At 62.6% G+C, this 24,725-nt stretch carries 22 protein-coding genes and 1 pseudogene; 15 read left to right on the top strand and 8 right to left on the bottom strand.

Translation table 11 applies throughout. The features are described 5' to 3' along the window. The first annotated feature begins 68 nt into the window (after nucleotides 1-68). On the top strand, nucleotides 69-698 hold the full coding sequence (locus tag MF410_RS14650) for a hypothetical protein (protein WP_097623999.1): 630 nt from the start codon (nucleotides 69-71) through the stop codon (nucleotides 696-698). 40 nt (nucleotides 699-738) lie between these two features. Here the strand turns inward: MF410_RS14650 and MF410_RS14645 are convergent, their stop codons facing one another. Beyond that, nucleotides 739-1,176, bottom strand: a complete 438-nt coding sequence (locus MF410_RS14645) for a nucleoside deaminase (RefSeq protein ID WP_097624000.1) — start codon at nucleotides 1,174-1,176, stop codon at nucleotides 739-741. Nucleotides 1,177-1,266: 90 nt separating this feature from the next. Between MF410_RS14645 and MF410_RS14640 the strand changes: the two genes are divergently transcribed. From MF410_RS14640 to MF410_RS14630, 3 genes are read left to right on the top strand one after another with little or no spacing between them, the layout of a single operon-like run. Continuing rightward, nucleotides 1,267-3,297, top strand: coding sequence for a pseudouridine synthase (locus MF410_RS14640; protein ID WP_239619829.1), 2,031 nt, complete (start codon nucleotides 1,267-1,269; stop codon nucleotides 3,295-3,297). After that, on the top strand, nucleotides 3,278-3,838 hold the full coding sequence (gene rsmD / locus MF410_RS14635; protein ID WP_097624002.1) for a 16S rRNA (guanine(966)-N(2))-methyltransferase RsmD: 561 nt from the start codon (nucleotides 3,278-3,280) through the stop codon (nucleotides 3,836-3,838). Before MF410_RS14640 ends, rsmD begins: the two co-directional genes overlap by 20 nt. Before the next feature lie 13 nt (nucleotides 3,839-3,851). Further along, nucleotides 3,852-4,733, top strand: coding sequence for a patatin-like phospholipase family protein (locus MF410_RS14630; protein ID WP_097624003.1), 882 nt, complete (start codon nucleotides 3,852-3,854; stop codon nucleotides 4,731-4,733). A gap of 9 nt (nucleotides 4,734-4,742) precedes the next feature. Here the strand turns inward: MF410_RS14630 and MF410_RS14625 are convergent, their stop codons facing one another. From MF410_RS14625 to MF410_RS14610, 4 genes are all read right to left on the bottom strand, one after another. Then, complete coding sequence (locus MF410_RS14625) at nucleotides 4,743-5,192, bottom strand: copper uptake system-associated protein (RefSeq protein WP_097624004.1); 450 nt, start codon at nucleotides 5,190-5,192, stop codon at nucleotides 4,743-4,745. A gap of 13 nt (nucleotides 5,193-5,205) precedes the next feature. After that, nucleotides 5,206-6,579: a PepSY domain-containing protein gene (locus tag MF410_RS14620; protein ID WP_097624005.1), complete on the bottom strand. Its 1,374-nt coding sequence runs from the start codon at nucleotides 6,577-6,579 to the stop codon at nucleotides 5,206-5,208. A gap of 86 nt (nucleotides 6,580-6,665) precedes the next feature. Beyond that, entirely contained in the window at nucleotides 6,666-7,067 is a 402-nt protein-coding gene (locus tag MF410_RS14615) for a hypothetical protein (protein ID WP_097624006.1), read from the bottom strand. 81 nt (nucleotides 7,068-7,148) lie between these two features. Continuing rightward, nucleotides 7,149-8,963 (bottom strand): monovalent cation:proton antiporter-2 (CPA2) family protein, encoded by a 1,815-nt coding sequence (locus MF410_RS14610; RefSeq protein ID WP_097624007.1) that lies wholly within the window; start codon nucleotides 8,961-8,963, stop codon nucleotides 7,149-7,151. Between the two features lie 119 nt (nucleotides 8,964-9,082). Here MF410_RS14610 and MF410_RS14605 point away from each other — a divergent pair, with 119 nt between their 5' ends. From MF410_RS14605 to lpxK, 6 genes are all read left to right on the top strand, one after another. After that, nucleotides 9,083-10,429: a TldD/PmbA family protein gene (locus tag MF410_RS14605; protein ID WP_097624008.1), complete on the top strand. Its 1,347-nt coding sequence runs from the start codon at nucleotides 9,083-9,085 to the stop codon at nucleotides 10,427-10,429. 74 nt (nucleotides 10,430-10,503) lie between these two features. Beyond that, nucleotides 10,504-11,313 carry a 3'(2'),5'-bisphosphate nucleotidase CysQ gene (locus MF410_RS14600; RefSeq protein WP_097624171.1) on the top strand — a complete coding sequence of 270 codons (810 nt, stop codon included), beginning with the start codon at nucleotides 10,504-10,506 and terminating at the stop codon, nucleotides 11,311-11,313. 61 nt (nucleotides 11,314-11,374) lie between these two features. Next, entirely contained in the window at nucleotides 11,375-11,614 is a 240-nt protein-coding gene (locus tag MF410_RS14595; protein ID WP_012556727.1) for a DUF4170 domain-containing protein, read from the top strand. Nucleotides 11,615-11,802: 188 nt separating this feature from the next. Then, nucleotides 11,803-13,122 carry a lipid IV(A) 3-deoxy-D-manno-octulosonic acid transferase gene (gene waaA, locus MF410_RS14590; protein ID WP_097624009.1) on the top strand — a complete coding sequence of 440 codons (1,320 nt, stop codon included), beginning with the start codon at nucleotides 11,803-11,805 and terminating at the stop codon, nucleotides 13,120-13,122. Between the two features lie 9 nt (nucleotides 13,123-13,131). Beyond that, the gene (locus tag MF410_RS14585) at nucleotides 13,132-13,854 is read left to right on the top strand and encodes an HAD family hydrolase (RefSeq protein ID WP_097624010.1); all 723 of its coding nucleotides are present in this window, start codon (nucleotides 13,132-13,134) and stop codon (nucleotides 13,852-13,854) included. A 103-nt stretch (nucleotides 13,855-13,957) separates the two neighbouring features. Beyond that, nucleotides 13,958-15,031: a tetraacyldisaccharide 4'-kinase gene (gene lpxK / locus MF410_RS14580; protein WP_097624011.1), complete on the top strand. Its 1,074-nt coding sequence runs from the start codon at nucleotides 13,958-13,960 to the stop codon at nucleotides 15,029-15,031. Between the two features lie 99 nt (nucleotides 15,032-15,130). Here the strand turns inward: lpxK and MF410_RS14575 are convergent, their stop codons facing one another. Next, nucleotides 15,131-16,015, bottom strand: coding sequence for a GntR family transcriptional regulator (locus MF410_RS14575; protein WP_097624012.1), 885 nt, complete (start codon nucleotides 16,013-16,015; stop codon nucleotides 15,131-15,133). 99 nt (nucleotides 16,016-16,114) lie between these two features. Between MF410_RS14575 and MF410_RS14570 the strand changes: the two genes are divergently transcribed. From MF410_RS14570 to MF410_RS14560, 3 genes are all read left to right on the top strand, one after another. Further along, entirely contained in the window at nucleotides 16,115-17,173 is a 1,059-nt protein-coding gene (locus MF410_RS14570; protein ID WP_179867054.1) for an ABC transporter permease, read from the top strand. Next, on the top strand, nucleotides 17,170-17,934 hold the full coding sequence (locus MF410_RS14565; protein WP_097624014.1) for an ATP-binding cassette domain-containing protein: 765 nt from the start codon (nucleotides 17,170-17,172) through the stop codon (nucleotides 17,932-17,934). Before MF410_RS14570 ends, MF410_RS14565 begins: the two co-directional genes overlap by 4 nt. Nucleotides 17,935-18,013: 79 nt before the next feature. Then, nucleotides 18,014-18,931, top strand: coding sequence for a sugar ABC transporter substrate-binding protein (locus MF410_RS14560; RefSeq protein WP_239620429.1), 918 nt, complete (start codon nucleotides 18,014-18,016; stop codon nucleotides 18,929-18,931). Between the two features lie 116 nt (nucleotides 18,932-19,047). Here the strand turns inward: MF410_RS14560 and MF410_RS14555 are convergent, their stop codons facing one another. Together MF410_RS14555 and mutL are read right to left on the bottom strand one after the other, a co-directional pair. Then, a complete protein-coding gene (locus MF410_RS14555) occupies nucleotides 19,048-19,278 on the bottom strand; it encodes a DUF2093 domain-containing protein (protein ID WP_003588271.1) in 231 nt (76 codons plus the stop codon). A gap of 67 nt (nucleotides 19,279-19,345) precedes the next feature. Continuing rightward, entirely contained in the window at nucleotides 19,346-21,148 is a 1,803-nt protein-coding gene (gene mutL, locus MF410_RS14550; protein ID WP_097624015.1) for a DNA mismatch repair endonuclease MutL, read from the bottom strand. 290 nt (nucleotides 21,149-21,438) lie between these two features. Here mutL and MF410_RS14545 point away from each other — a divergent pair, with 290 nt between their 5' ends. Together MF410_RS14545 and MF410_RS14540 are read left to right on the top strand one after the other, a co-directional pair. After that, on the top strand, nucleotides 21,439-23,163 hold the full coding sequence (locus tag MF410_RS14545; protein WP_097624016.1) for a response regulator: 1,725 nt from the start codon (nucleotides 21,439-21,441) through the stop codon (nucleotides 23,161-23,163). A gap of 181 nt (nucleotides 23,164-23,344) precedes the next feature. Continuing rightward, nucleotides 23,345-24,710: pseudogene (locus tag MF410_RS14540) on the top strand (EAL domain-containing protein). The last annotated feature ends 15 nt before the right edge of the window (nucleotides 24,711-24,725 follow it).

Genomic DNA, 24,725 nt, shown 5'->3' with positions numbered 1-24,725 from the left:
GGATTTTTGCGTCAGGGGGACGGTTGTCCGGTAGGGCAACGATTGCACCGGTGGCTGGAAGGGTTTTCATGTTCGCAACGCATTGGTTCCGTATGGGCGCCTGCCTGTCTGTTGTCATGGCGGGATGCTCCCTGGTCTCCAGCTGCGCCAGCAGCCCGACCTACGGCACCGACAAGACCGCCATGGAGCAATTGACCGACGATCTCGGCCAGTCCGTGTCGCTGACCGGGCCGGACCCGAAGAACAAGGGCGTCAAATACACGCCGCGCCCGACGCTGGTGCTGCCGGCCCAGGCGCAGAGGGAAACCCTCGTTGCGCCACAGCCGACCGTCGCCAACAAGGACAATCCGCAGTGGATTGAATCGCCGGAGGAAACCCGCGCCCGCCTGGTCGGGGAAGCCGACGCCAACTCCGACAATCCGAATTACCGCTCGCCGCTGGCAAGCTCCGCCATCGAGGGCGGCCGGCGTACGACCGAAGCCCAGACCAAGGCCTATCGCGAAGCCCGCGCCCTGCAGAAGGGCTCCTATGTCGATCAGCGCCGCTATATTTCCGATCCGCCGCCCGGCTACCGCACCGTCGACGACCCGGCAAAGCTCGATGATGTCGGCGAGCCCGAACTCAAGAAGCAGAAGAAGCGCAAGAAGGATGCGGCGATCGCCAACAGCGGCAAGCAGTGGTGGAACTTCCTGCAATAGTCTCCTTATCTGCCTGAATAGACGCGAGGCGCTGTAGAGACTACGGCGCCTCTCTCTTTTGCGAGAAGAATGTTCGCAATATATCGGCCGATTGCACCTCGTTGAAGCCGGAATAGACTTCCGGTGCGTGGTGGCAGGTCGGTTGCGCATAAAATCGCACGCCATTGTCGACGCCGCCGCCTTTCGGGTCCTCGGCGCCGTAATAGAGCCTGCGGATACGCGCAAACGAGATGGCTGCCGCGCACATGGTGCAAGGCTCGAGTGTCACATAAAGATCGGCGCCGACAAGACGCTCCTGGCCGAGAGCTTCGCAGGCCAGCCGGATCGCGGCGATTTCGGCATGTGCGGTCACGTCATTAAGCTCGCGCGTGCGGTTTCCCGAGCGCGAAACGGCAATATCGTCGATGACGACGACGGCGCCGATCGGCACCTCGCCGCGGTCTCCGGCGGCGCGTGCCTCTTCGAGCGCCATCTCCATGAAACGATTTGTCTTCACGATCGCAAGAATTTCCACTTAACCGCAGATGCGTGACCTGATAGACAGGCCCAAAAGGCAGGCAAACAACAAATGACACCCAAAGACAAGCCAAAACGCCCGGGCGCAAAGCCCTTTTCACGCGACAGCGGGCCGAAGGCCGGCGCGAAGTCGGGCGGCACGAAGCCGGCAAAGGCTGCGATCGCGGCCGAGACCGAAGGCGAGGCCAAGGCCGAACGCATTTCCAAGGTGATGGCGCGCGCCGGCGTCGCCTCCCGCCGCGACATCGAGCGCATGATCATGGAAGGCCGCGTGACGCTGAACGGCGCGGTTCTCGACACCCCTGTCGTCAACGTCACGCTGGCCGATCGCATCGAGGTCGACGGCGTGCCGATCCGCGGCATCGAGCGCACCAGGCTGTGGCTCTATCATAAGCCGGCCGGGCTGGTGACCACCAATGCCGATCCGGAAGGCCGCGCGACCGTCTTCGACAACCTGCCGGAAGAACTGCCGCGCGTCATGTCGATCGGCCGTCTCGATATCAACACCGAAGGCCTGCTGCTGCTGACCAATGACGGCGGTCTTGCCCGTGCGCTCGAGCTGCCGGCGACCGGCTGGCTGCGCCGCTACCGTGTCCGCGCCCATGGCGACATCGATCAGGACGCTCTCGACAAGCTGAAGGACGGCATTGCCGTCGACGGCGTGCTCTACGGTTCGATCGAGGCGACGCTCGACCGCACGCAGGGCTCGAACGTCTGGATCACCATGGGTCTTCGCGAAGGCAAGAACCGCGAAATCAAGAACGTGATGGGCGCGCTCGGCCTTGACGTCAATCGTCTGATCCGCATCTCCTACGGCCCGTTCCAGCTCGGCGACTTACCGGAAGGCCATGTCATCGAAGTGCGCGGCCGCACGCTTCGCGACCAGCTCGGCCCGCGCCTGATCGAGGAAGCCAAGGCGAATTTCGATGCGCCGATCTATAACGCGCCGGCGGTTGCCGCCGAGGAAGGGGCTGAAGCCCCAGTACCGGAAAGGCGCGAGCAGCGTCCGCGCCGCGACGAGGACAAGCGCGAACGGGCGCTGAGCCGCCTCGACACCAAGCGCGACGATCGCCGCGGTGGCGGGCGTAGAGATGACGACCGCCGCGATGGCGGCCGCTTCGACGACGACAAGCCGAAACGTCCCCAGCCGCTCGGCCAGCGCCGCAGCGCCAATGTCTGGATGGCGCCGGGCGCCCGGCCGCTCGGCGAAAAAGCTGCGGCGAAAGCTGCCAAGAATGAGCAGACCGCGCGCCGGCGCGGCGAGCAGGTGCCGGCAAAAAGCAGCGGTTCCCAACATATCGAGGATCGCCCGCGCACACAGATCAATCGGGTGCGCGAAGAGGACGGCGAATGGATCCGCTCGAGCGAGCAGCTCAATCGCAAGGATGAAGGCGAAGCCCGCGGCCGCAAGCGTCCGTTCGGGGATCGTCCGGGCCGTGAAGAGCGCGGTTTTGGCGACCGCCCGGCCCGCGGCGACCGCAGGCCCCGTGAAGGGGGTGACGAACGTCCGCGTAGCAGAAGCTCTGCCGGTGAAGGCCGCCCCGAGCGTCCGCGCGGCGATCGGCCTTTCGGTGATCGTCCCTCGCGTGGCGACCGGCCCTTCGGCGACAAGCCGCGCGGGGATCGCAAACCGCGTGGCGATGGTGACGAACGTCCTCGTGCCGCCAGATCCTCCACCGGTGAGGCCCGTTCGGAGCGTCCGCGCGGTGACCGGCCTTTCGGGGATCGTCCTTCGCGTGGCGACCGCCCCTTCGGCGATAAGCCGCGGGGTGAACGCAGGCCGCGCGAGGACGGTGATGAACGTCCGCGCGCAGCCAGAAGTTTTGCCGGCGAAGGCCGCTCCGAGCGTCCGCGTGGCGAGAAATCCTTCGGCGACAAATCTGCGGGCGGCCGGTCTTCGGGCGATAAGCCGCGCGGCAAGGGCTTTGGCGCCAAGCCGGGCGCGGCCAAGAATTTTTCCGGTAAGCCGAAGGACGCCAAATCAGGCGGCGACAGACCGGGCGGCGACAGGCCCGCGGGCGGGCCGTCCAGAGGTAGTGGAAAAGGAAAGGGAATGACGCGCGGTGCGGATCGTCGGCGGTGAATTTCGCGGGCGGCCTCTCGCCGTGCCAAAATCCAACGAGATCCGGCCGACTGCCGACCGGACGCGCGAGAGCCTGTTCAATATATTGAGCCATGCCTATCCGGAATGCGTCGATGGCACCCGGATCCTTGACCTTTTTGCCGGAACCGGCGCGGTCGGTCTCGAAGCCGTTTCACGCGGCTGTCGTCACGCGCTCTTCGTCGAAAACAGCGTCGAGGGCAGGGCGCTGCTCTGGGAAAACATCGATGCGCTCGGCCTGCACGGCCGCACGCGCATCCTGCGCCGCGATGCGACCGATCTCGGCAGCGTCGGCAATCTCGAAGCTTTCGACATGCTGTTTGCCGACCCGCCCTATGGCAAAGGCCTCGGCGAAAAGGCGATGGCGGCGGCGGCCGGCGGCGGCTGGCTCAGGCCCGGCGCGATCGCGGTGCTCGAGGAACGCGCCGATATTGTCGTATCCGTGCATCCTTCCTATGTTTTCCTCGAAAACCGCATCTTTGGCGATACGAGGGTACATTTCTTCCGGTATCAGCCGCAATAAGCGGGGGCGGGGCGTGCAGCAGGCAGAGATCATCAGTCCGAAACTGCCTGCGATCAGCGATCTTCCAACGGTCGCCGTCGCTTTCGGCGGCGGTGGCGCGCGCGGACTTGCCCACATCCATATCATCGAGACGCTCGACGAACTCGGCATCCGCCCGGTGGCGATATCGGGTTCGTCGATGGGCGCGATCATGGGGGCCGGCATGGCCGCCGGCATGTCGGGAGCCGAAATCCGCGAACATGCGCTGACGACCGTCGGCAACAAGACGGCGGTCGTTGCACGCATCTGGGGCCTGCGGCCGGCGACGGTGCGCGATGCGGTGGCCAAGGGCATCCGCATCGGCCAGTTCAATCTGGAGCGGATCCTGAAAGCCTTTCTGCCGGCCGAGTTGCCGGCCCGCTTCGAGGATTTGCTGGTGCCGATGAAGGTCATCACCACGGATTATTACGGGCAGAACGAAGTCATCATCGAAGAAGGTGAGCTGTTTCCGGCACTCGCCGCGTCTTCCGCCATTCCCGCCGTCTTCATGCCGGTGCGCCTGCGCGGCCGGGTGATGATCGACGGTGGTATCAGCAATCCCGTGCCCTATGAACCGCTGATGGATCTTGCCGATATCGTCATCGGCATCGATGTCGTCGGCGCGCCGGAAGGCGACGGCACCCATATTCCGAACCGCATGGAGAGCATCTTCGGCTCCGGCCAGCTGATGATGCAGACGGCGATCACGCTGAAGCTGAAGCTCTGCCAGCCGCACATCTTCCTGCGCCCGGCCGTCGGCCGCACCGGCGTCATGGATTTCCTCAAGGCCCGCGAGGTGCTGGCCATGTCGGTCGGCGTCAAGGACGAGCTGAAATTCGCCCTTGACCGGGAAATCGAAGCGCGGCTCAAGCGCTAGAACATAGTGTTATTGGGCGTGGCCCTCATGGCCACCCGCCCCGTTTGACGCCGCGTTAATCATCATGACCGTGCCCTCGAAGCTTGAGAACAGTGCCAGCGCGGAGGGATCAAGGCTTGTCTCGGCCTCTTTCAGCTTCGCAGCCAGTCCGGCCGCGTCACTTGCCGGGAGGCCGATTTTCTCCAGCGTCCCCGCATCCTTCAGGCTGTCGCCGCTACTGAGATAGATGCTCCAGCCATGATGCGTCTTTTGCAGCAAGACGCGTCCGCCGCGCCCAGCTTGGCGCCAGCCGGCGATCGCCCAATCGGCCTGGACGACGACCGGGGCGATGTCCAATGGCTTATCAAGCCTTTCGAACATCAGCTTCAGCCTTGCCGGGATCGCCTGCTGCGGATCGTCGTCCGCAGCTGCCATGGATGCGAAAAGCATGCAGGCTAGAAGGGCAATGATCATCCTCATCGAATGGTCTCCCTTAAGCGACAACGCGTTTCAACACGGGCACGAAGCGCACGACGATCTGGTCGAAGGCGATCATGGCGACAATGGCGAGCCCGCTCATCGGGAAGGCGACGGCGAAGATGGCGGTAATCAGCCACAGGCCGTAATAGACCGCGCGTTTTGGCGGCATGGGTGGCACGCCGAGCCGGCCGGCCGGGCGCCGTTTCCACCACATGATGACGGCACTCACGCAGCTGAGCACGATGGCCAGGCAGGTTGCGAGCATCAGCAACTGGTTGAAACGCCGCCATTCCTGTCCCTGGTGGGCATTGATGCCCCACTCGATCGCCTTGCCGAGCAACGGATACTGATTGAAGCCGATATCGACCAGCGGTTTGCCGGAATACTGGTCGATATGGATGGTGCGTTCGTTGGCCAGATCGTCGGGATAGAGCGAGGCGGTATAGACGCCCGTCTCGTCGGAGGGAATGACCACGTCGAAGCCCGGCGCCATGCCCAGCCGCCTGGCGATCTCCACGGCCTTGTCGAGACCGATCGGCTTGGCCGATTGTGCTGCGGCGATATCGGAAAGCGGAACCGGCGCCTTTTCGACGATCCAGCCGCTCTTCGGCAGGATGTCCTCGGTCACCTTCTGCGATTTCGGCACGTCGTCCCAGAGCTGGACGGGATAGCCGAGGCCGTGTTCGGTCAGCCAGGCATTGGCGTTTGCGCCCCAATAGCCCGACCATGGCATGCCTGTTATCGCCAGGAAGAAGATCAGCACCCCGGCGAAGGCGCCCGTCACCGCATGCAGGTCACGCCAGAAAACCCGGCGGCCCGATGTTCCCCGCACGCTGACGACACCGCCCGTCTGGCGGCGCGGCCACCAGAGATAGATGCCGGTGACGACGAGCACCATGGCAAAGCCGCCGGTGATCTCAATCAGCCGGTTCGCTATACCGCCGAAATAGGCCAGGCTGTGGATGCGCTTGACGACATAATTGAACTCATCGGTCGATCCGACCACATCGAGCACCTTGCCGGCATAAGGGTCGACGAAGACCAGCGTCGTGCCGGCATCGCTGGCGACGGTGACGATGGCCGATCGCTCAGGTCCGGCCGGCTCCTTGTAGGAGGTCGCCGCCGAGCTCGGCACCGCGGCGGTGGCGATTTCCGCGATCCGCTCGGCCGGCAGCGCCTGGCCGGAGGGCTGGACGGTATAACGGTAGCCGAAGAAGCTGTTGTTGATCTCGTCCTTGAAAAGATAGAGCGATCCGGTCACGGCCAGATTGAGCATGAAGGGTATGACGAGAAGCCCGGCAAAGAAATGCCAGCGCCAGATGGCGCGGTAGAGCGAAACGCCGCTGGCGGCGTCCTCCGCCGGTCCGGCGGCAGTGATAGTCGACATGAGGATGGATCCGTATCCGCGGCCGGCTGCGGGAAGCAGTTCGGCCGGCGTTGAAAGGCGTCACGGCGCCTGCCGCAACACGAGGTTCAGGCGAGGATCGGATCGGAAGGCGGAGCGCGGGGACCGGTATTGGGCGGGAAAAGCCGGCGAGGGAAGCTTTCGGCCCGGATCGGCAGTTCGACCGCGACCGCAAAGGGTATCGGAGCACCGGCGACATCCATCGGCGCCGGCAGCAGGGTCGAGGCGCCGATCCGGCAGGCCTCGCAACCATGCGAATGGGTTTTGTCGTGCTGGCCTTGATCGGATTTATCGCTGACGGTGACGCAAAGCGACGGCAGCGTTCCATCGGGCAGTACATATTGCGCGAGTTCGGTCGGACCGGACTCATCGGCGACGGGAGCCTGATGGGCGAATGCGACAAAAACCAACGTCGCCGCGCACAGGATGCGCAGTGCCCATTGCTCGATCTGTCTCGCCCGTCTGATCAAGTGTCCCTCTCCGATCACCCGCTGATAGACGCCGCCGAGCGCATATTCAATGCGTCAATTTAACAAGCCGATCGGCGGCGATCAGGCCTCCGCCGTCGCATCCACCGTTCCCGCCAGCGGATCGTCCTCGAATGGATCGGCGGCGCGTTTCGGCTTCACGAGCGGTTCGGGGCGGACAGGGTGGGAAAACAGCATGTCGCGGCCGGCCTGCAGCCCTTCCGACACCTGCAGCACCAGGCGCGCCTCGTCGCGCTTGCGGATATCCTCGCCGATCTCATAGGCGTCGACCTCGGGAACGCCGAGCGCCTCCAGCGTCCGCCGCCCGAAGAGCAGGCCGGATTCCAGCGTTTCGCGCAACTCGTAGTCGACGCCCTTGTTGCGCAGTTCGATCGAATGGATACGGTCGTAGGAGCGCACGTAGAGCCTTGTGTGCGGATAATCCGCCTGCACCAGCTCCACCACCTTGTCGGTGACCTCCTTCTTCTGCGTGCAGACGAGCACGATCTTTGCCCGGTCGATGCCGGCCGAGCGCAGCACGTCCTTGCGGGTGCCGTCACCGAAATAGATGCGGAAGCCGAAAGAGGAGGCCTGGCGGATGCGGTCCGCCGAAAATTCGATGACGGTGACGCTGCGCCCGCCGGCAAGCAGGATCTGCGCGGCGATCTGGCCGAAACGCGAGAAGCCGACCATCAGCACGTCGGCGCCGGCGCCCTCGAAATCCTCGTCCAACTCCTCATGCTCGTCGCCGCTGAGCAGACGCTTCGCAAGCGCCGCGCCGATCGGCGTCAGCGCCATGGACAGCGTGACGATCGCGACCAGCAGCGATGCCGTGCTCGCCGACATCAGCCCGACGGTCGCCGCCGCGGTAAACAGCACGAAGCCGAATTCGCCGCCCTGCGGCAGCAGGAAGGCGATGCGGATCGCATCATCATGCGGAGAGCCGGAGATCCGGCAGAGCCCGTAGATGATGATCGCCTTGACCGCCATGATGATCGGCACCGCGACGATGACGAAGAGCACGTTGTCGGCAAGCACGTCGAGCTGCAGCGACAGGCCGACGGCGATGAAGAAGATGGCGAGCAGCACGCCGCGGAAGGGCTCGATATCGGCCTCCAGCTCGTGCCGATAGGAGGATTCGGCGAGCATCACCCCGGAGAGGAAGGCGCCCATCGCCATCGAAAGCCCGGCAAGCTGCATTAGGCTCGCCGATCCCATGACGACGAAGAGGGCGGCGGCGATCATCGCTTCGCGCGCACCGGTGCGCGCGATGACCTGGAAGAGCGGCGTCAGCAGGTAGCGCCCCATGACGACCATCGCCGCGACCGCGCCGACGGCGACCGCAAAATCGGTGAGCGGCGCAGGGCTGCCCTTGCCGCCGCCGTCGAGCACGGTGATCAGCGCCAAGAGCGGCACGATTGCAAGGTCCTGGAACAGCAGCATCGAGAAGGAGCGCTGCCCATACCTCGTGTTGACGTCGCCGTCGCCCTCGAGGATCTGCATGGCGAAGGCCGTCGAGGATAGTGCCAGGCCGAAGCCGGCGACGATGCTGCCGCGCCAGTCGAGAACCTCAGAAAACCAGGCAAGCGCGGTCAGCGCCAGCCCGGTCACCACCACCTGCGCCGTGCCGAGGCCGAAAATGTCGCGGCGCATTTGCCAGAGGCGGCTGGGTTTCAGCTCCAGCCCGATGATGAAAAGCAGGAAGACGACGCCGAGTTCGGCGACGGCAAGGATCTGTTCGCCATCGGTGATGCCGTGGAAAACCGGCCCGATGACGATGCCGGCGGCGAGATAGCCGAGCACCGTGCCGAGCCCGAGCTTCTTGAATATCGGCGCGGCGACCACCCCTCCGCCGAGCAGCAGGATCGTTTCGGAAAAAAAGGCATTGGACGCGGACATCGGGGCGATTTCTTTCGACGGCGGGGAACAGGCCGGCAGCCCCGACAAAGAATCGGCGGCGGCGGCCTTGATGCTTGGGTGAGTGCACAATAAATGGAAGCCGAAGGAAAGGCCAAATCATGTCCTCTGAAATCGATTCCTCGACACTTCTTTCCCGCGCAAGTCAATTGATCGATCTGGCCAGGAAGGCAGGGGCCGACGCCGCCGACGCCGTCGTCGTCCGGTCGCGCTCGCAATCGGTCAGCGTCCGCCTCGGCAAGGTCGAGGGCACGGAATCCTCCGAAAGCGACGATTTTTCGCTGCGCGTCTTCATCGGCAAGCGCGTTGCCAGCGTTTCGGCCAATCCGGGCTTCGATCTGCAGGCGCTGGCCGAACGCGCCGTCGCCATGGCCAAAGTCTCGCCGGAAGATCCCTTCGCCTGCCTCGCGGATGAGGCGAGCCTTGCGAAATCCTACCCCGACCTGCAATTGCTCGATACCACCGAGGTCTCCTCCGAGATGCTGCGCGAGGCAGGCCTTGCAGCTGAGGCCGCGGCCCTTGCGGTCGAGGGCGTCACCAATTCCTCCGGCGCCGGTGCCTCGGCCGGCATGGGCGGCCTGGTTCTCGCCACCTCGCACGGTTTCGAAGGCAGCTACATGGCCTCGCGTTTCGGCCATTCCGTCAGCGTCATCGCCGGAGAAGGCACCGGCATGGAGCGCGATTATGATTTCGACAGCCGGCTCTATTATGCCGAGCTCGACGATCCCGCCGAGATCGGCCGCCGAGCCGGCGAACGGGTGATAAAGCGCATCAACCCGCGCCAGGTGCCGACCGGCAAGGATGTCACCGTCATCTTCGATCCGCGAGTCGCCCGCGGCTTCGTCGGCCATATCGCCGGCGCAATCAATGGCGCCGCCGTCGCCCGCAAGTCGAGCTTCCTGCGCGACAGGATGGGTCAGCAGGTACTGAAATCGGGCCTGTCTATCACCGACGATCCGTTGATCGTGCGCGGCCCCTCCTCGCGGCCCTTCGACGGCGAGGGCGTATCGGGCGAGCGGATGGTGATGATCGAGGACGGCGTCTTGAAGCATTGGTTCCTGTCGACCTCGACCGGTCGCGAGCTCGGCCTTCAGACCAACGGCCGCGGCGTGCGCGGCGGCACTGCCGTTTCGCCGTCCTCCACCAATCTTGCCCTTGAACCCGGCGACATCACGCCGGAGGAACTGATCCGCAGCGTCGGCAATGGCTTTTATGTCACCGAATTGATCGGCCACGGCGTCAACATGATCACCGGCGAATACAGCCGCGGCGCCACCGGTTTCTGGATCGAGAACGGCGAACTGACCTTCCCGGTCTCCGAGGTGACGATCGCCTCGAATCTCAAGGAGATGTTCATGCGCCTGACGCCGGCAAACGACATCGACCGCAAGTTCGGCGTCGCGGCCCCGACCTTCGCCATCGAAGGCATGACCCTGGCAGGGCGGTAGAGCATGATGCCGAAAAGTGTGTGCGGTTTTCGGACGACATCATGCTCAAACGAAAGTTGGACGGATTTGACGGGATGAGCGATAGGGAAAAGCCCCGTTGGCAGAGCGATCTCACGCTGATCGTCGATGCTGCGAAAGAGGCCGGTGCGGTCGCTTTCGGTTTCTTCAACCAGTCTCCCGAGGTCTGGTGGAAAAACGACGACCGCTCCCCCGTCAGCGCCGCCGATTTCGCCGCCAACAAGACGCTCGAAACCATTCTGCGCAAGGCCCGGCCGGATTATGGCTGGCTGTCTGAGGAAACCGACGATGATGCCGGCCGCCTCTCGCATGAGACGCTGTTCATCATCGACCCGATCGACGGCACGCGCGCCTTTCTCGGCGGGCAGAAGCTCTGGTGCGTCAGCGTCGCGGTCGTTCATCGCGGCCGTCCGGTCGCCGGCGTGCTCTATGCCCCGGCGCTCGAGGAACTCTATGAGGCCGTCGACGGCGGCGTGGCGCTGAAAAACGGCGTGCCCTTCACCGTCTCCGCCGCGGGACCGGAGGAGACGAGCCGCCTTGCGGTCGGCGAGGACCTGTTGACGACCTTTCCGCCGGAGTTTCGCGACCGGGTCAGCCGCCACAAACACATTCCCTCGCTTGCCTATCGCATCGCCATGGTGGCGGACGGTCGTCTCGAAGGCACCTTCGTCAAGAGCAATTCGCATGATTGGGATCTGGCCGCCGCCGATCTGATCCTTAGCTGCGCTGGCGGTGGCCTCGTCGATCTCGACGGCAGGCCGATCGTCTACAATCGCGCCGACGTGACCCACAACGTCCTCTGCGCAGCACCGACGCCCCGCATCAGCGAGTTTCTCGCGGCCTTTGCGGGACGACGAGACAGTTGACGTTTCCGTCAAAATCCCGCAGATGGGGTGGCGGAGGAGAATAGCAGAAAGAGAACAAAAAATGACTGACTCCGGTGACAAGAAGCAGCTTTTGCATCTCGTTTTTGGCGGCGAACTGGAAAGCCTCGACAACGTCCAGTTCCGCGATCTGAAGGGTCTCGATATCGTCGGCATTTTCCCGGATTATGCCACGGCGCTGACGGCCTGGAAGTCGAAAGCGCAGCAGACGGTCGACAATGCGCATATGCGCTATTTCATCGTCCACATGCATCGTTTGCTCGATCCGCAGGAAAAGGCCTGAAGCAGCCGATCTCGGCCATCGGCCGCGGCATGTATCGGCGGCCTGCGGTTCGTCGCGCCGGGTTCGTGCACCGGCCGTCCGTCGATCCGGATCGTTTGACGCATTCTGAACAAATTCATCGGCCATTCCGGCCGCAACGATAATGAGGGAATGGGTTTGATGTCGATCTTGGATCGGAGACTGGCGCAATGAGTTCCCGGATGGCTCGGTTCGGTCTGAGCGCATACCGTTTGGCGGGAACCGTGGCCTCTCCTGTCGTCGGCCTCTATATCACCTACCGCACGGCCAAGGGCAAGGAAGACCGGGCGCGCCGCCTGGAACGCTTCGGCTATCCGAGCGCCAACCGGCCGCAGGGCCCGCTCGTCTGGTTCCATGCTGCAAGTGTCGGTGAAACCAATGCCGTCATTCCGCTGATCCGCGAAATCCGCCGCCGCGACATCCATGTCATCTTGACCACGGGCACGATCACCTCGGCCAGGCTCGCCGCCGAGCGCCTCGGCAATGACGCGATCCACCAATATGTGCCGCTCGACCTGAAGCCCTCGGTCAGCCGCTTCCTCGATTATTGGGCGCCCGATTGCGCAATCATCGCCGAATCCGAGATCTGGCCGGCAACAGTGCTGGAACTCGGCCGCCGCCGAATTCCGCAGATCCTGATCAATGCCCGCATGTCGGATCGTTCCTTTGCCCGCTGGCGCCGCCGGCCGGCAATCGCCGAAGCCTTGTTCGAGAATCTCGCCCTCGTCATCGCCCAGTCGGATATCGATGCCGAACGTTTCCGCGATCTCGGCGCCGTTCCCGTTATCACCTCGGGCAATCTGAAAGTCGATACCGACGCACCCCCTTATGACAGCGCTGTCCTCGCCCGCTACAAGAAGCAGATCGGCGACCGCAAGACCTGGGCGGCGATCTCGACCTTCGACGGCGAGGAGAATGCCGCTGCCATCGTTCATCGGGCGCTGAGGGAGCGCGATCGTCAGCTGACGATCATCGTGCCTCGCCATCCCGACCGTTGCGACGAGATCGAGGCGGCTCTGGTCAAGCTGGGGCTGAAGGTCGCCCGCCGCACCCGCGACGATGTCCTGTCGGCCGATGTCGATATCTTCCTCGGCGATACGATCGGCGAAATGGGCCTCTATTTGCGACTGACGGAAATCGCCTTCGTCGGCCGCTCGCTTTTTGCCGAAGGCGGCCAGAATCCGCTGGAGCCCGCCATGCTCGGCTGCGCCGTTCTCTCCGGCGGCCATGTGCAGAATTTCCGCGATGCCTATCAGAAGCTTGCCCGCAGCGGCAGCGCCCGCATGGTGCGCGATACCGAAATGCTGGCCAAGGGCGTGCATTACCTTTTGACCAATGACGAAGCCCGCCGCAATATGATCGAGGCCGGCATCACCGCCGTGCACGAGATGCGCGGTGCGCTGACCGCGACCGTCAAGGGGCTGGAACCCTATATCAATCCGCTGACGGTGAAGGCGCGGCTGCTGCCCAAGGCCGTGGCCCAGCTCTGAGGATAAAGCATGGCGGCAGCGTCGCTTATCAAAGGCATTCTCTTCGACAAGGACGGCACGCTGCTCGACTATGACGAGAGCTGGCTGCCGGTAAACCGCGAACTTGCCCGCATCGCCGCCGAAGGGGATCCGCTTCTTGCCGACCGGCTGCTGTCGGCCTGCGGCATGGATCCGGCGACTGGCCATATCGTGCCTGACAGCCTGCTTGCCGCCGGCAATACCCGCCAGATTGCCGAGGGTCTGGTTGCCGCGGGTTCGATGGTCGATGTCGGCGAACTGACGGTGCGCCTCGACGAACTGTTTTCCAACGCCGCCGAATTTTCCGTGCCGGTAACCAATCTCGCTGACTTCTTCGCCAGGCTGCATCGGCGCGGCTTCAAGCTCGGCGTCGCCTCCAGCGACAATGAGCGCTCGATCCGCCAGACCGCGGAACGTTTCGGTTTCGCCCGCTATGTCGATTATATCGCCGGATATGACAGCGGTTTCGGCGTCAAGCCGGAGCCGGGCATGGTGCTCGGCTTCTGCGCTGCGACCGGTCTTTCGCCCGAGGAAGTGGCGATGGTCGGCGACAACAATCACGACCTGCACATGGGCCTGAATGCCGGAACGGGGCTCAGGATCGCGGTGCTGACCGGAACCGGTTCGCGCGATTCGCTGGCCGCCGCCGCCGATCATGTGCTCGACGATATCACCGCTCTCGAGACACTGCTGCCGGATCTGCAGCCGGCCTGACTGGTAAGGGCTTGCATTTTCATTGAATTTGGCTTCTCAATCCGGCCGGTCGAAAAGCAAGGGGCTGGTTGCCGTAAGGCGGGCAGGGGAGCGGAACGGCAAGATGATATCCGAAGCGCCGCCGTTCTGGTGGAGGAAAGCCGATTGGCGGGCCTGGCTGCTGCTGCCGGTTTCCTTTCTCTACGGTCGTATCGCCGGCCACCGCATGGCCCATGCGCGCCGCGCCTCCGTTGCCATTCCGGTCATCTGCGTCGGCAATTTCACCGTCGGCGGCGCCGGCAAGACGCCGACAGCGCTGACCATTGCCCGCGCCGCCAAGGCGAAAGGGCTGAAGCCGGGCTTTCTCAGCCGCGGCTACGGCGGCTCGCTCGATGTGACGACGGTGGTCGATCCCGATCATCACCGGGCGGTCGCCGTCGGCGATGAGCCGCTGCTGCTTGCCCGGGAGGCGCTGACGGTGATTTCGCGGAGGCGCGTCGACGGGGCACAGCGTCTGGTCGCGGAAGGCGCCGATCTCATCATCATGGACGACGGTTTCCAGAGCGCCCGGCTGGCGATCGACTATGCCCTGCTGGTCATCGATGCGACCCGCGGCCTCGGCAACGGCCATATCGTGCCGGCCGGCCCGGTGCGGGCCCCGATCCGCCAGCAGCTGCGTTCGGCCACCGCCCTGTTGAAGGTCGGCGGCGGCAATGCCGCCGACAGCATCGTCCGCATGGCGGCACGCGCCGCAAAGCCCTATTTCACCGCCTCGCTGAAAGTGCGCGGCGACAATACGCTCGCCGGCATGAAGGTGTTCGCCTTTGCCGGCATTGCCGATCCCGCCAAATTCTTCCGCACGGTCGAATCGCGCGGCGCTGAAATCGCCGTCGCCAAGTCCTTCGGCGACCACGAGCACCTGACCGAGGACGAGATCGACGACATCCTGACGACCGCCGAGCGTCAGGGCTTGCTGATCGTCACCACCTCAAAGGATTTCGTCCGCCTTTCCGGCCATCCCGGCAAGGCGGCACAGCTCGCGGAAAAGTGCCAGGTGATCGAGGTCGACATGGTGTTCGAGGATCACCTCGCCCCGAGCCTGATCATCGACCGGGCGATCGTTGCCTGCCGCGAGCGGCGCCTAAGGGAGATGAAGGCCGGCTTTAAAGCGATGCCCGGAAAGGCTGGGCCGCTCTAAAAGACTGCCGCGAACTCGCGTTGGTTTGCGGAGGCTATGGATCGCCGGCCTCTTGTCCGCCGGTTCGCCGGGCTTTCTGCTACCCCAATCGCAATGTGGTTACACGATCGAATGAAGCAAAGTTTCGCGGGCGGAGGTCAGATGCGACCGACAAGCGTGATCGATCAACGCGACATTGCGGCTTTCGAGGGCATCGATCAGCGCGAGATGTTCCCCAATGGCGACCTCATTCCGAGCGCGTTCATCCCGCTTGTTCCACTGATAGTGATAGTGGAAGACCATGGCGATCACGTCTTGGAAGCTTTCGATAAAGCGGTTTGGCGCGACAGCCACAATCAGGCGATGGAACCGGCTGTCCAGTTCCGAGAAATCCTGAAACCGGGCATCGATGTCCGCGAGCAGTTCCAAATGCGCCGCTCGTATTGCACGCACCTGCTTCCAGATGGGTGAGCTGTCGGGCAGGGTAGCGAAGAGACGTGCGGAGCGCATTTCGAACATTTCTCTGATTTCGAACAGTTCGAGTGCGAAACTCGCGGTGAACCCTTTAAAAACCCAGCCTGCATTCTGACGCCTCTCGATCAGCCCATATTTCTGAAATCGATTGAGAAATTCACGGACTATGGTTGTCGCGACGCCGAATTTCCGAGCTAATTCAGCCTCATTGATTTCTGTGCCCGGACAGGCATCGCCGCGCAGCATCCATTCCATGAAACTCGTCTCGACCTGTTCCGAGATGGCTAAGGTCTCTTCCTTCGGATAACGCTCTATCTGCCGCGGCTGCTCGCGTATGATCCGCCTATGCGCTTCGGATATGATGATCCCACGTGCGGACATCGCCGCCAGCACCTTCCGCACCGTCGTTCTGCTCACGCCAAGCTGGGCGCGCAGTGCGTTTTCGGACGGCAATTCCTCCCCAAGACCGGATGTCCGAATGATATCGATCATATCATTGAAGGCCCGCTTAAAGGTCGTATCCGTCCTCATTGCACAACTCCCGGCATGTTTAGATATCCATAAGAAACAAATTGACGTACGTGTATCATATGTTTCTTATGTATAAAAAACCAGGGAGGCTGGGGAAATTTGGAAGACTCTGGGATTCTGCCTCAGAATTCGTCCCGACCTGGAGGTTCGCAAGGTGCAACCTTCCACCCGAGACAATCTGGCATCACATTAGGACTGAAGCTTTTGAGCTTAGGCCCATTGCTGATCCTCATCATCCTCATCGCCGTCGTCAGTCTGATCACGCCGGCTTTTCTAAAGCCCGGCAACCTGGGGAACATCCTGGCGCAGACGGCGGTGATTGCTCTGGTGGCGATGGGGCAGCAGCTCGTTATCCTGACTCGCGGTGTCGACCTGTCTGTCGGCTCGAATCTCGCGCTCGCGACAGTCATCGGCGGACTGGTCTATCAGCAGGTTGATGCCTCGATCGCCGTCATTATGGCCATGCTGCTTTCGGGTGCTGCAATCGGGGCGGTAAACGGCGTGGTATTTGTCTATGGCAGGCTGCCACACCCCTTCATTATTACCCTCGCGACCTTGAGTATCTGCCGTGGCCTTGCACTGGCACTGGCCCCTGGCCACACCACCATGCGCGGGATGCCCAATGCAATTACTGCGATCGGCGGCGGTACGACGTTTGGTGTGCCCAATTCCTTCCTTGCCGTCGGGATCTTCGGGCTTCTTTTTCTGATTTTGACGAAGTCAATGGTCTGTGGCCGATGGATCTATGCGGTCGGTGGCTCGCCGAATGCCGCCAGAAGCATGGGTATACCGGTAAAGGGCGTTCTGCTCTCGACCTACATTATCTCAGGCTTTTGTGCCGGCGCCGGCGCGGTGCTGCTGGCGGGACGAACCGGCGCCGCCTCGCCGATCTACGGCAATCTCTTGGAGCTCGATACGATTGCCGCGGTGATAATCGGCGGTGCCAGCTTCCTCGGCGGACGAGGCCATCTCGGCCACGCTCTGATCGGCGCCGTGCTAATCGGCGTCATCCGCAACGCCCTTAACCTTCTCGGCGTCGACGTGTTCTTTCAAATGATCGCGATCGGTCTCGTCATCGTCATCGCCGTTGAGGCCGATGTGCTTCGTAACCATCTCGAGGCGCGCGCGCGTGTGCTTCAATCGGCGAGAGTGCAATGAACGCTGCATCCGCTCCACCGGTCCTTTCGGTTCGAAATGCGCAGAAGCGCTTTGGCGCCATTCATGCCCTGAAAAATGTAAGCTTTGATGCATATGCAGGCGAGGTAACCGCTCTTCTGGGTGACAACGGCGCCGGCAAGTCGACGCTCGTCAAATGCATTAGTGGGCTTCATAGCCTCGACGAAGGAGAGATCCTCGTGGATGGTGCTCCCGTATTGCTCCATTCAGCGGCGGCGGCCCGCCGCGCCGGCATTGAAACCGTCTATCAGGATCTGGCGCTTTTCGACAATCTGACCCCTGTGCAGAATTTCTATTGCGGGCGAGAAATCTCTTTCCCTTCCTGGCTGCCACGCCCGCTCCGCTTCCTCAACACCGGCGTGATGAAGCGGGAAGCAGCGCGTGTGATCGATCGCCTGAAGGTCAAGCTGCCGCGGTTCGACGCGCCGGTCGCGCTGATGTCTGGTGGACAGCGACAGGCGATCGCGGTCGCGCGCGCCATTGTTTTTGCGCGCAAGCTTGTGATCCTTGACGAGCCAACGGCCGCCCTCGGCGTGCGAGAATCTCGCCAAGTTCTTGACCTTGTCAATCAGCTCAAAGCCGAAGGCAATGCCGTGATCATAATCACGCACAATATGGAACATGTCGTCGAAATCGCCGATCGGGCCGTGGTGCTGCGGCAGGGTCGCAAGGTGGGTGAACTGAAGCCAGCCGAAGCGAACAAGCAGGACCTTGTCGCGATGATTGTGGGCGCCGAGGCTTAAGGGAGATCACTGCTTCGATAGGGCAGTGGACAACGAGATCGCTCTAGAGGAGGGCGATCGAAACATGGGAGGTGTTATGATGAAACCGCAATCCCTGCTGGGAGCTCTTGCGCTTCTGGCTCTCGCTGTAGTCCCATCCTTGGCGCAGGAGCCGGTCAAGCTCGGCTTTATAACCAAGTTCCCGGTTCCGTTTTTCGCAACAATGGAGAACGCAGCCAAAGATTATGCAAAGAGAAATCCCGGCGTCGAGATCATCTACGGACAGGGGACGTCCGCAACTGACATCGAGGGCCAGATTGCACAGATCGAGTTGATGGTGACACGAGGCGTGCAGGGCATCGCCCTGACGCCCGTCGATCCTACCGTGTCCACGGCTCTGGACAAGGCGGTGGCAGCCGGCGTCAAGGTCGTCCTGATGGATAACAATATTCCGGATTGGAAAGGCAGAACGGCGCTTGCCACGACCAATAATTTTGCCGCGGGCAAAATCGCGGGCGAATATCTCAAAACGGTTCTCAAAGCGGGCGATACGCTCGGGATTCTCGAGGGTGTGCCCGGTGTGCCAGCGCTTGATGACCGTGTGAAGGGCATGCTTGAAGGGCTGCAGGGCCTTGACGTCAAGATCGTCGGGAAAGGCGCAACAAACTGCACTGAGGAACTCGGGATCAGTGTCGCCGAAGACCTGCTGACGAAGAACCCGGACCTCAAGGCCATTTATGCCGCTTGCGGCCCGCCCGCTGCTGGCGCTGCGCGCGCCATCAAGAACGCCGGCACTGCCAATGACAAGATTGTGCTGGTCGGTTTCGACTTCTGCTGTGGTGAAGAGGAAGCGCTGAAGAGCGGAATCGAGGATGCTTCGGTGGCGCAATTCCCCACCAAGATGGCTGAACTCGGTGTGGATGCGCTGGTAAAATCGATTCGCGGAGAGACGGTGGAGTCTTTGATCGATTCCGGCGCCGCGCTCGTGACGCCCGAGAATATGGCGCAATTCAAGTAAACCGTTGCCGATCTGTGCAATTTGCAGAGAGCGCATATCGACCTTGCTGTTGCCTAGCAAACGGCCCGTCCTTCGTGGGGCGGGCCGGACCTGCGGCCTCTCGCACGCGGCCGCGCTTAACGCCGCTGGTTCGGCAGCACGCCGGCGCGTTTGTCGGCTTCGATCGCCGAGATCACGTCGGCATAGGGCTCCTGGCGGGCGACGCTCCAATAGCGCAGTTCGTCGAGCGGGATCTGTTTTCCCGTCATTGCGCAGACGACATAGGAGCCGGGCGAGAGAATCTGGAAATCGCCATCGAGATATCGGATCTTCGCTTCGCGGTTTCCGTGCCCTTCGAACAAATTCATGCGCTCCGTACCCTGCAGCCTCTCATCCGTTTGCCATACTCCCGCAAAGGCGGCTTTTCCAGCTTTTTTAGCTTCTGCCGAAAAGCCGCTCGATATCGCTGAGCTTCAATTCGATATAGGTCGGCCGGCCGTGATTGCACTGGCCGGAGCCGGGCGTCACTTCCATTTCCCGCAGCAGCGCGTTCATTTCCTCCGGCCGCAGCCGTCGTCCGGAGCGCACCGATCCGTGGCAGGCCATGGTCGCCGCCACATATTCGAGCTTGGCCGACAGGCCTGACGCCGTATCCCATTCGGCAATCTCGTCGGCAAGCTGGCGGATCAGCCCATGCGCATCGACTTCGCCGAGCATCGCCGGCGTCTCGCGCACGGCAATCGCCCCAGGACCGAAACGCTCGATCGCCAGGCCGAGTTCGGAAAGCTCGCCCGCATGCTGCATCAACCGGTCGCAATCCTCTTCCGGAATATCGACGATCTCCGGAATGAGCAGCACCTGCGAGGCCAGCCGCTTCGAATGCAGCGCCTTGCGCATCGCTTCGAACACCAGCCGCTCATGCGCGGCATGCTGGTCGACGATGACGAGCCCGTCCTCGGTCTGGGCGACGATGTAATTGGCGTGGATCTGCGCCCGCGCCGCGCCGAGCGGATAGCGCGCGGTGGTGTCGGCTGCTGCCGGCTGCGGCGGAAACGGCGGCTCGGCCCGTGCCGTCGGCATCGAGAGCCCGTCGAAGGAGGCCTGCGGCCGTTCACCGAAACCGTTTGCCGGCTGGTAGGGACGGGAAGGCGAGGTCTCGGCCGACCATGCCGTCTGTGGCCGTTGCGCGTAGGGCTGAAAACCGGGACGGAAGGAGCGCAGCATGTCGCTTGCCCCGGTGGTTGCCGCCCGGCTGCCGTCACGCGCCAGGGCCTCGCGGATGGCGCCGACGATGAGGCCGCGCACGAGGCCGGGGTCGCGGAACCGTACGTCGGATTTTGCTGGATGCACGTTGACGTCGACGAGGGCGGGATCGAGGGTAATCGATAGCACCACCACCGGATGGCGGCCTGACGGGATGGTTTCGGCATAGGCGCCGCGGATCGCCGACAGGATCAGCTTGTCCTGCACCGGCCGGCCGTTGACGAAGGCATATTGATGGGCGGAGTTGCCGCGATTGAAGGTCGGCACGCCGGCAAAGCCCGTCAGCGAAATTTCCTCGCGCACGGCGTCGAGGGCGATGGCGTTGTCGCGGAAGTCCTTGCCGAGCACCTGCGCCATGCGCGCCAGATGGTCGTCGCCGGTCGCCGGAAATTCCAGCGTCGTGCGGTCGGAGCCGGACAGCACGAAGCGCACGGCCGGGAAGGCGATCGCCATGCGCTTGACGATCTCGGTAATGGCGCCGGCCTCGGCCTTCTCGGTCTTCAGGAATTTGAGCCGCGCGGGGGTCGCGAAGAAAAGATCGCGCACTTCGACGATCGTCCCGGGATTGGCGGCGGCCGGGCGCAAATGCGCGATCTTGCCGGCGTTGACGGCGATCTCGTGGCCGCCAGCGCTGTCGCGCCGGCGGCTGGCGATGCTGAGCCTTGCAACCGAGCCGATCGAGGGCAGCGCCTCGCCACGGAAGCCGAGCGTGCGGATATTCTCGAGCGTCTCCGATAGTTTCGAGGTGCAGTGGCGCCTGACCGCCAGTTCCAGATCGGCCGCATCCATGCCCGAACCGTTGTCGCTCACCCGCAGCAGTGCCTTGCCGCCGCCTGCCGTGGCGATCTCGATGCGCGTCGCGCCTGCATCGAGCGCGTTTTCGATCAGTTCCTTGGCAGCGCTCGCCGGCCGTTCGATGACTTCGCCGGCGGCGATCTGGTTGATGAGCGTTTCGGAAAGCTGTCTGATGGCCATGGGCTATTTTCGAGGATTCGCGGGCCGGAGGGAAGAGGGTTCGGCGGGCTTTCCCAAAGCGTGATCCGAGGCTCCCGCAACCTGGGAATCGCCGCTGCATAATTCATGCTTAAATCGGAACCGATTTACTGATGAAATTATGCAGCAGTTCAAAGTGTTATTGCGCCCTATGCGCGCCTGGAAAGGACCCGCGGCGCTGTAGTGTTAAGCCGGTTTTAACATAAAAATGGCATTTCTATTCAAATACCTCCGGAAGCTTTCGAAATCGAACAGATGTGGGACGCAACAGCATGAGTGCCGGCTTCGATAAGGCGGACACATCATCGGAAACCGACGGGATTTCCGCCGGAGCCGATCTGCAGACGGCGCTTTTCGATGTGGTGTGCGACAGCCTTTCGTCAGCTTTCATCATCTATGACAAGAACGATCATCTGATCTTCGCCAGCCGCCAGACGCTGGAATTCTTCCCGCTGCCCCCCGAGATGCTGAAGCCCGGCACGCGGCTTCGCGATTTCCTCGGCGCGGTTTACGACACCGGCATTCGCCAGCAATATGACGTGAAGCAGCGCGGCTCGCTGAGCCGCGAGGATTGGCTGTCGCAGAAAATCGCCTCGCATTGGCGCGAGCGCTTCGATGCCGTCGAGCGCCATGCTGCCGACAGCTGGGTCCGTTTCGTCAAACGCAGGCTCCCCGGCGGTTACGGCGTCACCATCATTTCTGATATTTCCGAGGACAAGAAGCGCGAAGAGCAATGGCGCTCGGATCTGGAGCGGGTGCAGCTCACCGAGGACATTCTCGACAATCTGCCGTTCCCGCTCTTCGTCAAGGACCGCAACCTCACCTATGTCGCGGTCAATCTCGCCTTTTGCGAGAAATATCAGACGACCGCCGACGAGGTGCTCGGGCGCAAGAGCAGCGACCTTTTTTCCGTCGAGATCGCCAAGCGTTTCGAAGAAAGCGACCGTCATGTGCTGGAGACCGGCGAGATGTCCGTCTCCCGCCAGCGGCAGATCTCCCGCGACGGCATCGAGCGCGACATCGTCAGCCGCAAGCACCGCATCGGCAAGCCGGGCCGCTATTTCCTCGTGTCGACCATGCAGGATCTGCCGCGCGATGGCGCCGATCTCGACGAGTTCGGCCGGGCATCGGCGATCACCACCTCAAGCAATCAAAGCTATCGCCGCGCCTATGTGCCGGTACCGAGCGCTGTCGAGCGCCGCGAGCCGGCGGCGATGGAAGCGATCGTTCCGGAGAATTTTTCCGGCCGCAAGGTCCTCGTCGTCACGTCCGACCTTGCCGCTGAGACCGCCGCGTTGCGGACGCTGTCGAAATACGGTTTCGAATCCTGCTCGGTCCGCGGCGAGGACGAGGAGGAGCGGTTCCTGGAAATCGCCACTTCCTCCGGCATCTCGCTCGATCTCTTGATCATCGACAACCAGATGGGCATGCGCTGCCTCGAACTGTCAGAGCAATATGGCATCCCGGCGCTTGTTATGGACGGTTTTCAGATCGCCAACGAGCTCACCTTCCAGATCGCCCGCCATTTCAATCGCAACAGCCGCAATGGCGCCGCCGGTGCGGATTCGGATTGGGAAATCAGCATTTCTGACGACGTCGTCGGCCTGCAGGTTCTCGTCGCCGAAGACAATGATATCAACCAGATCGTTTTTTCGCAGATCCTCGAAGGCCTTGGCTATCGCCATATGATCGCGGCGACCGGCGATGAAGCCGTGCGCCTCTGGGCCGAGCACCGGCCGCAGATCGTGTTGATGGATATTTCGCTGCCGGGCTTCAACGGCTTCGAGGCTGCCCGCCTCATCCGGCAGATGGAAGAAACCGGCGGGACAAGCCACACCCCGATCATCGGCGTGCTCACCCAGGCCTTCGAACGAGACCGCGCCGAATGCGTCAAGGCAGGCATGGACGATGTCATCATGAAACCGGTCAGCCCCGATATGCTCGAGGCTGTCTTCCAGAGGCATCTGCTGGATGAAGGCATACGGGCGCGAGGCTGATACATGTCATCAGGACCTCTTAGCGGTTCCGGCTAACGACATAAAAATTAACGACTTTAGCCGGGACTACCGGTCGACTCCTGGATTCTGGGGTGGTTTTAGCGGCAATGCCTGCTGATTTACTATCAAATTGTTAAGACATGCCGGTCATTCTTTGCATGGCGCGGGAAAGCTCGGGTGAATGATGAAATCGGCGGACACAGCTTTCTTGACCGTCGGTCAGAATGAGCTTCAGGCGATGGCCTATACCGATCCGCTCACCGGATTGGGAAACCGCAATCGCATGCGGGACAAGGTCTTGCAGATCTCTTCCGAGCGCGCTAGCGACCCGGCTCCCTTCACCATCGGCATCGCCAATCTCGACAGTTTCAAACCGATCAACGATCTTTTCGGCTCGGCTGCCGGCGATGAGATCCTTTGTCAGGTCGCCCATCGCCTCAGGGCCTGCATTCCCGATGGCGCGCTGGTCACCCGCCATGACGGAGATGAATTCGCCTTCGTGCTGCCGCTGATCTTCGAGCGGGCGAGTGCCGAAAAATTCGGCCAGATGATCCGTGAAATACTGTCGGCCCCCTGATGATCTCGGCGACCGCAACGTCCGTCTTTCCGCCTCCCTCGGCTTTGCCATCTACCCGTTCGCCGGAGAAGACTGCGAAGAGTTGCTGAAGAGCGCCGAAACCGCCCTCTACCGTTCCAAGCGCCGCGGGCGCGGCCAGATCACCGTCTATTCGCGCGAGATCGCCCAGGAAATGAAACGCGCGACGCAGCTGGAGCAGGCGCTTAGAAACGCCATCATCTCCGACGCGATCGACGTGCATTTCCAGCCGATCGTCTCGCTCTCCAACAATCAGGTGGTCGGCTTCGAGGCGCTCGCCCGCTGGAACGATCCCGATCTCGGCTTCGTCTCTCCCGGCGTCTTCGTGCCGCTCGCCGAAGAACGTGGTTTCATCGATGCACTGTCGGAAGCGCTGCTGCGCAAAGCCACCGAAGCAGCTCTTTCATGGCCGCGCGAACTCTTCCTGTCGTTCAATCTCTCCTCGGCTCAGTTGATGGATCCAGGCACCAGCGGCAGCGTCCTGTCGATCCTCGGTCGGGTCGGCTTCGATCCGCATCGCCTGGAGCTGGAGATCACCGAAACCGCGGTGATGAGCTCGGCCGATACCGCCCACCGCATCATCGCCGATCTGCGCGCCGCCGGTGTGCGTATTTCGCTTGATGATTTCGGCACCGGCCAGTCGAGCCTCGGGCGCCTGCGCGACTTCATCTTCGACAAGATCAAGATCGACCGCGCCTTCGTCTCGCGCATCAACTCCGACCGCGCCTCCGAACACATCATCAAGGCGATTCTGACCATGTGCGACGGCCTGGAGCTGGAAGTCGTGGCTGAGGGCATCGAGGATTATGCCGAGGCAGTGAAGCTGCGCATGCTCGGTTGCGGCATGGGCCAAGGCTATCATTTCGGCCGCCCGGCGGACGGGATCGCCACACTGCGCTTTCTGCACGAGAACTATTACGATCCCGCCATGGCGGAGCGTGTCAGCGCATAAAGCATGATGCCGAAA

Source organism: Rhizobium sp. C104, assembly GCF_022354505.1.
Taxonomy (GTDB): domain Bacteria; phylum Pseudomonadota; class Alphaproteobacteria; order Rhizobiales; family Rhizobiaceae; genus Rhizobium; species Rhizobium redzepovicii.
This window is presented reverse-complemented; position numbering and strand designations above follow the sequence as displayed.

Bases quoted from the DNA above. Each gene is read 5' to 3' on its own strand.
- MF410_RS14650 (WP_097623999.1), top strand. From the start codon at position 69: ATGTTCGCAACGCATTGGTTCCGTATGGGCGCCTGCCTGTCTGTTGTC.
- MF410_RS14645 (WP_097624000.1), bottom strand. From the start codon at position 1,176: ATGGAGATGGCGCTCGAAGAGGCACGCGCCGCCGGAGACCGCGGCGAG.
- MF410_RS14640 (WP_239619829.1), top strand. From the start codon at position 1,267: ATGACACCCAAAGACAAGCCAAAACGCCCGGGCGCAAAGCCCTTTTCA.
- MF410_RS14625 (WP_097624004.1), bottom strand. From the start codon at position 5,192: ATGAGGATGATCATTGCCCTTCTAGCCTGCATGCTTTTCGCATCCATG.
- MF410_RS14620 (WP_097624005.1), bottom strand. From the start codon at position 6,579: ATGTCGACTATCACTGCCGCCGGACCGGCGGAGGACGCCGCCAGCGGC.
- MF410_RS14610 (WP_097624007.1), bottom strand. From the start codon at position 8,963: ATGTCCGCGTCCAATGCCTTTTTTTCCGAAACGATCCTGCTGCTCGGC.
- MF410_RS14605 (WP_097624008.1), top strand. From the start codon at position 9,083: ATGTCCTCTGAAATCGATTCCTCGACACTTCTTTCCCGCGCAAGTCAA.
- MF410_RS14600 (WP_097624171.1), top strand. From the start codon at position 10,504: ATGAGCGATAGGGAAAAGCCCCGTTGGCAGAGCGATCTCACGCTGATC.
- MF410_RS14595 (WP_012556727.1), top strand. From the start codon at position 11,375: ATGACTGACTCCGGTGACAAGAAGCAGCTTTTGCATCTCGTTTTTGGC.
- waaA (WP_097624009.1), top strand. From the start codon at position 11,803: ATGAGTTCCCGGATGGCTCGGTTCGGTCTGAGCGCATACCGTTTGGCG.
- MF410_RS14585 (WP_097624010.1), top strand. From the start codon at position 13,132: ATGGCGGCAGCGTCGCTTATCAAAGGCATTCTCTTCGACAAGGACGGC.
- lpxK (WP_097624011.1), top strand. From the start codon at position 13,958: ATGATATCCGAAGCGCCGCCGTTCTGGTGGAGGAAAGCCGATTGGCGG.
- MF410_RS14575 (WP_097624012.1), bottom strand. From the start codon at position 16,015: ATGAGGACGGATACGACCTTTAAGCGGGCCTTCAATGATATGATCGAT.
- MF410_RS14565 (WP_097624014.1), top strand. From the start codon at position 17,170: ATGAACGCTGCATCCGCTCCACCGGTCCTTTCGGTTCGAAATGCGCAG.
- MF410_RS14560 (WP_239620429.1), top strand. From the start codon at position 18,014: ATGAAACCGCAATCCCTGCTGGGAGCTCTTGCGCTTCTGGCTCTCGCT.
- MF410_RS14555 (WP_003588271.1), bottom strand. From the start codon at position 19,278: ATGAATTTGTTCGAAGGGCACGGAAACCGCGAAGCGAAGATCCGATAT.
- mutL (WP_097624015.1), bottom strand. From the start codon at position 21,148: ATGGCCATCAGACAGCTTTCCGAAACGCTCATCAACCAGATCGCCGCC.
- MF410_RS14545 (WP_097624016.1), top strand. From the start codon at position 21,439: ATGAGTGCCGGCTTCGATAAGGCGGACACATCATCGGAAACCGACGGG.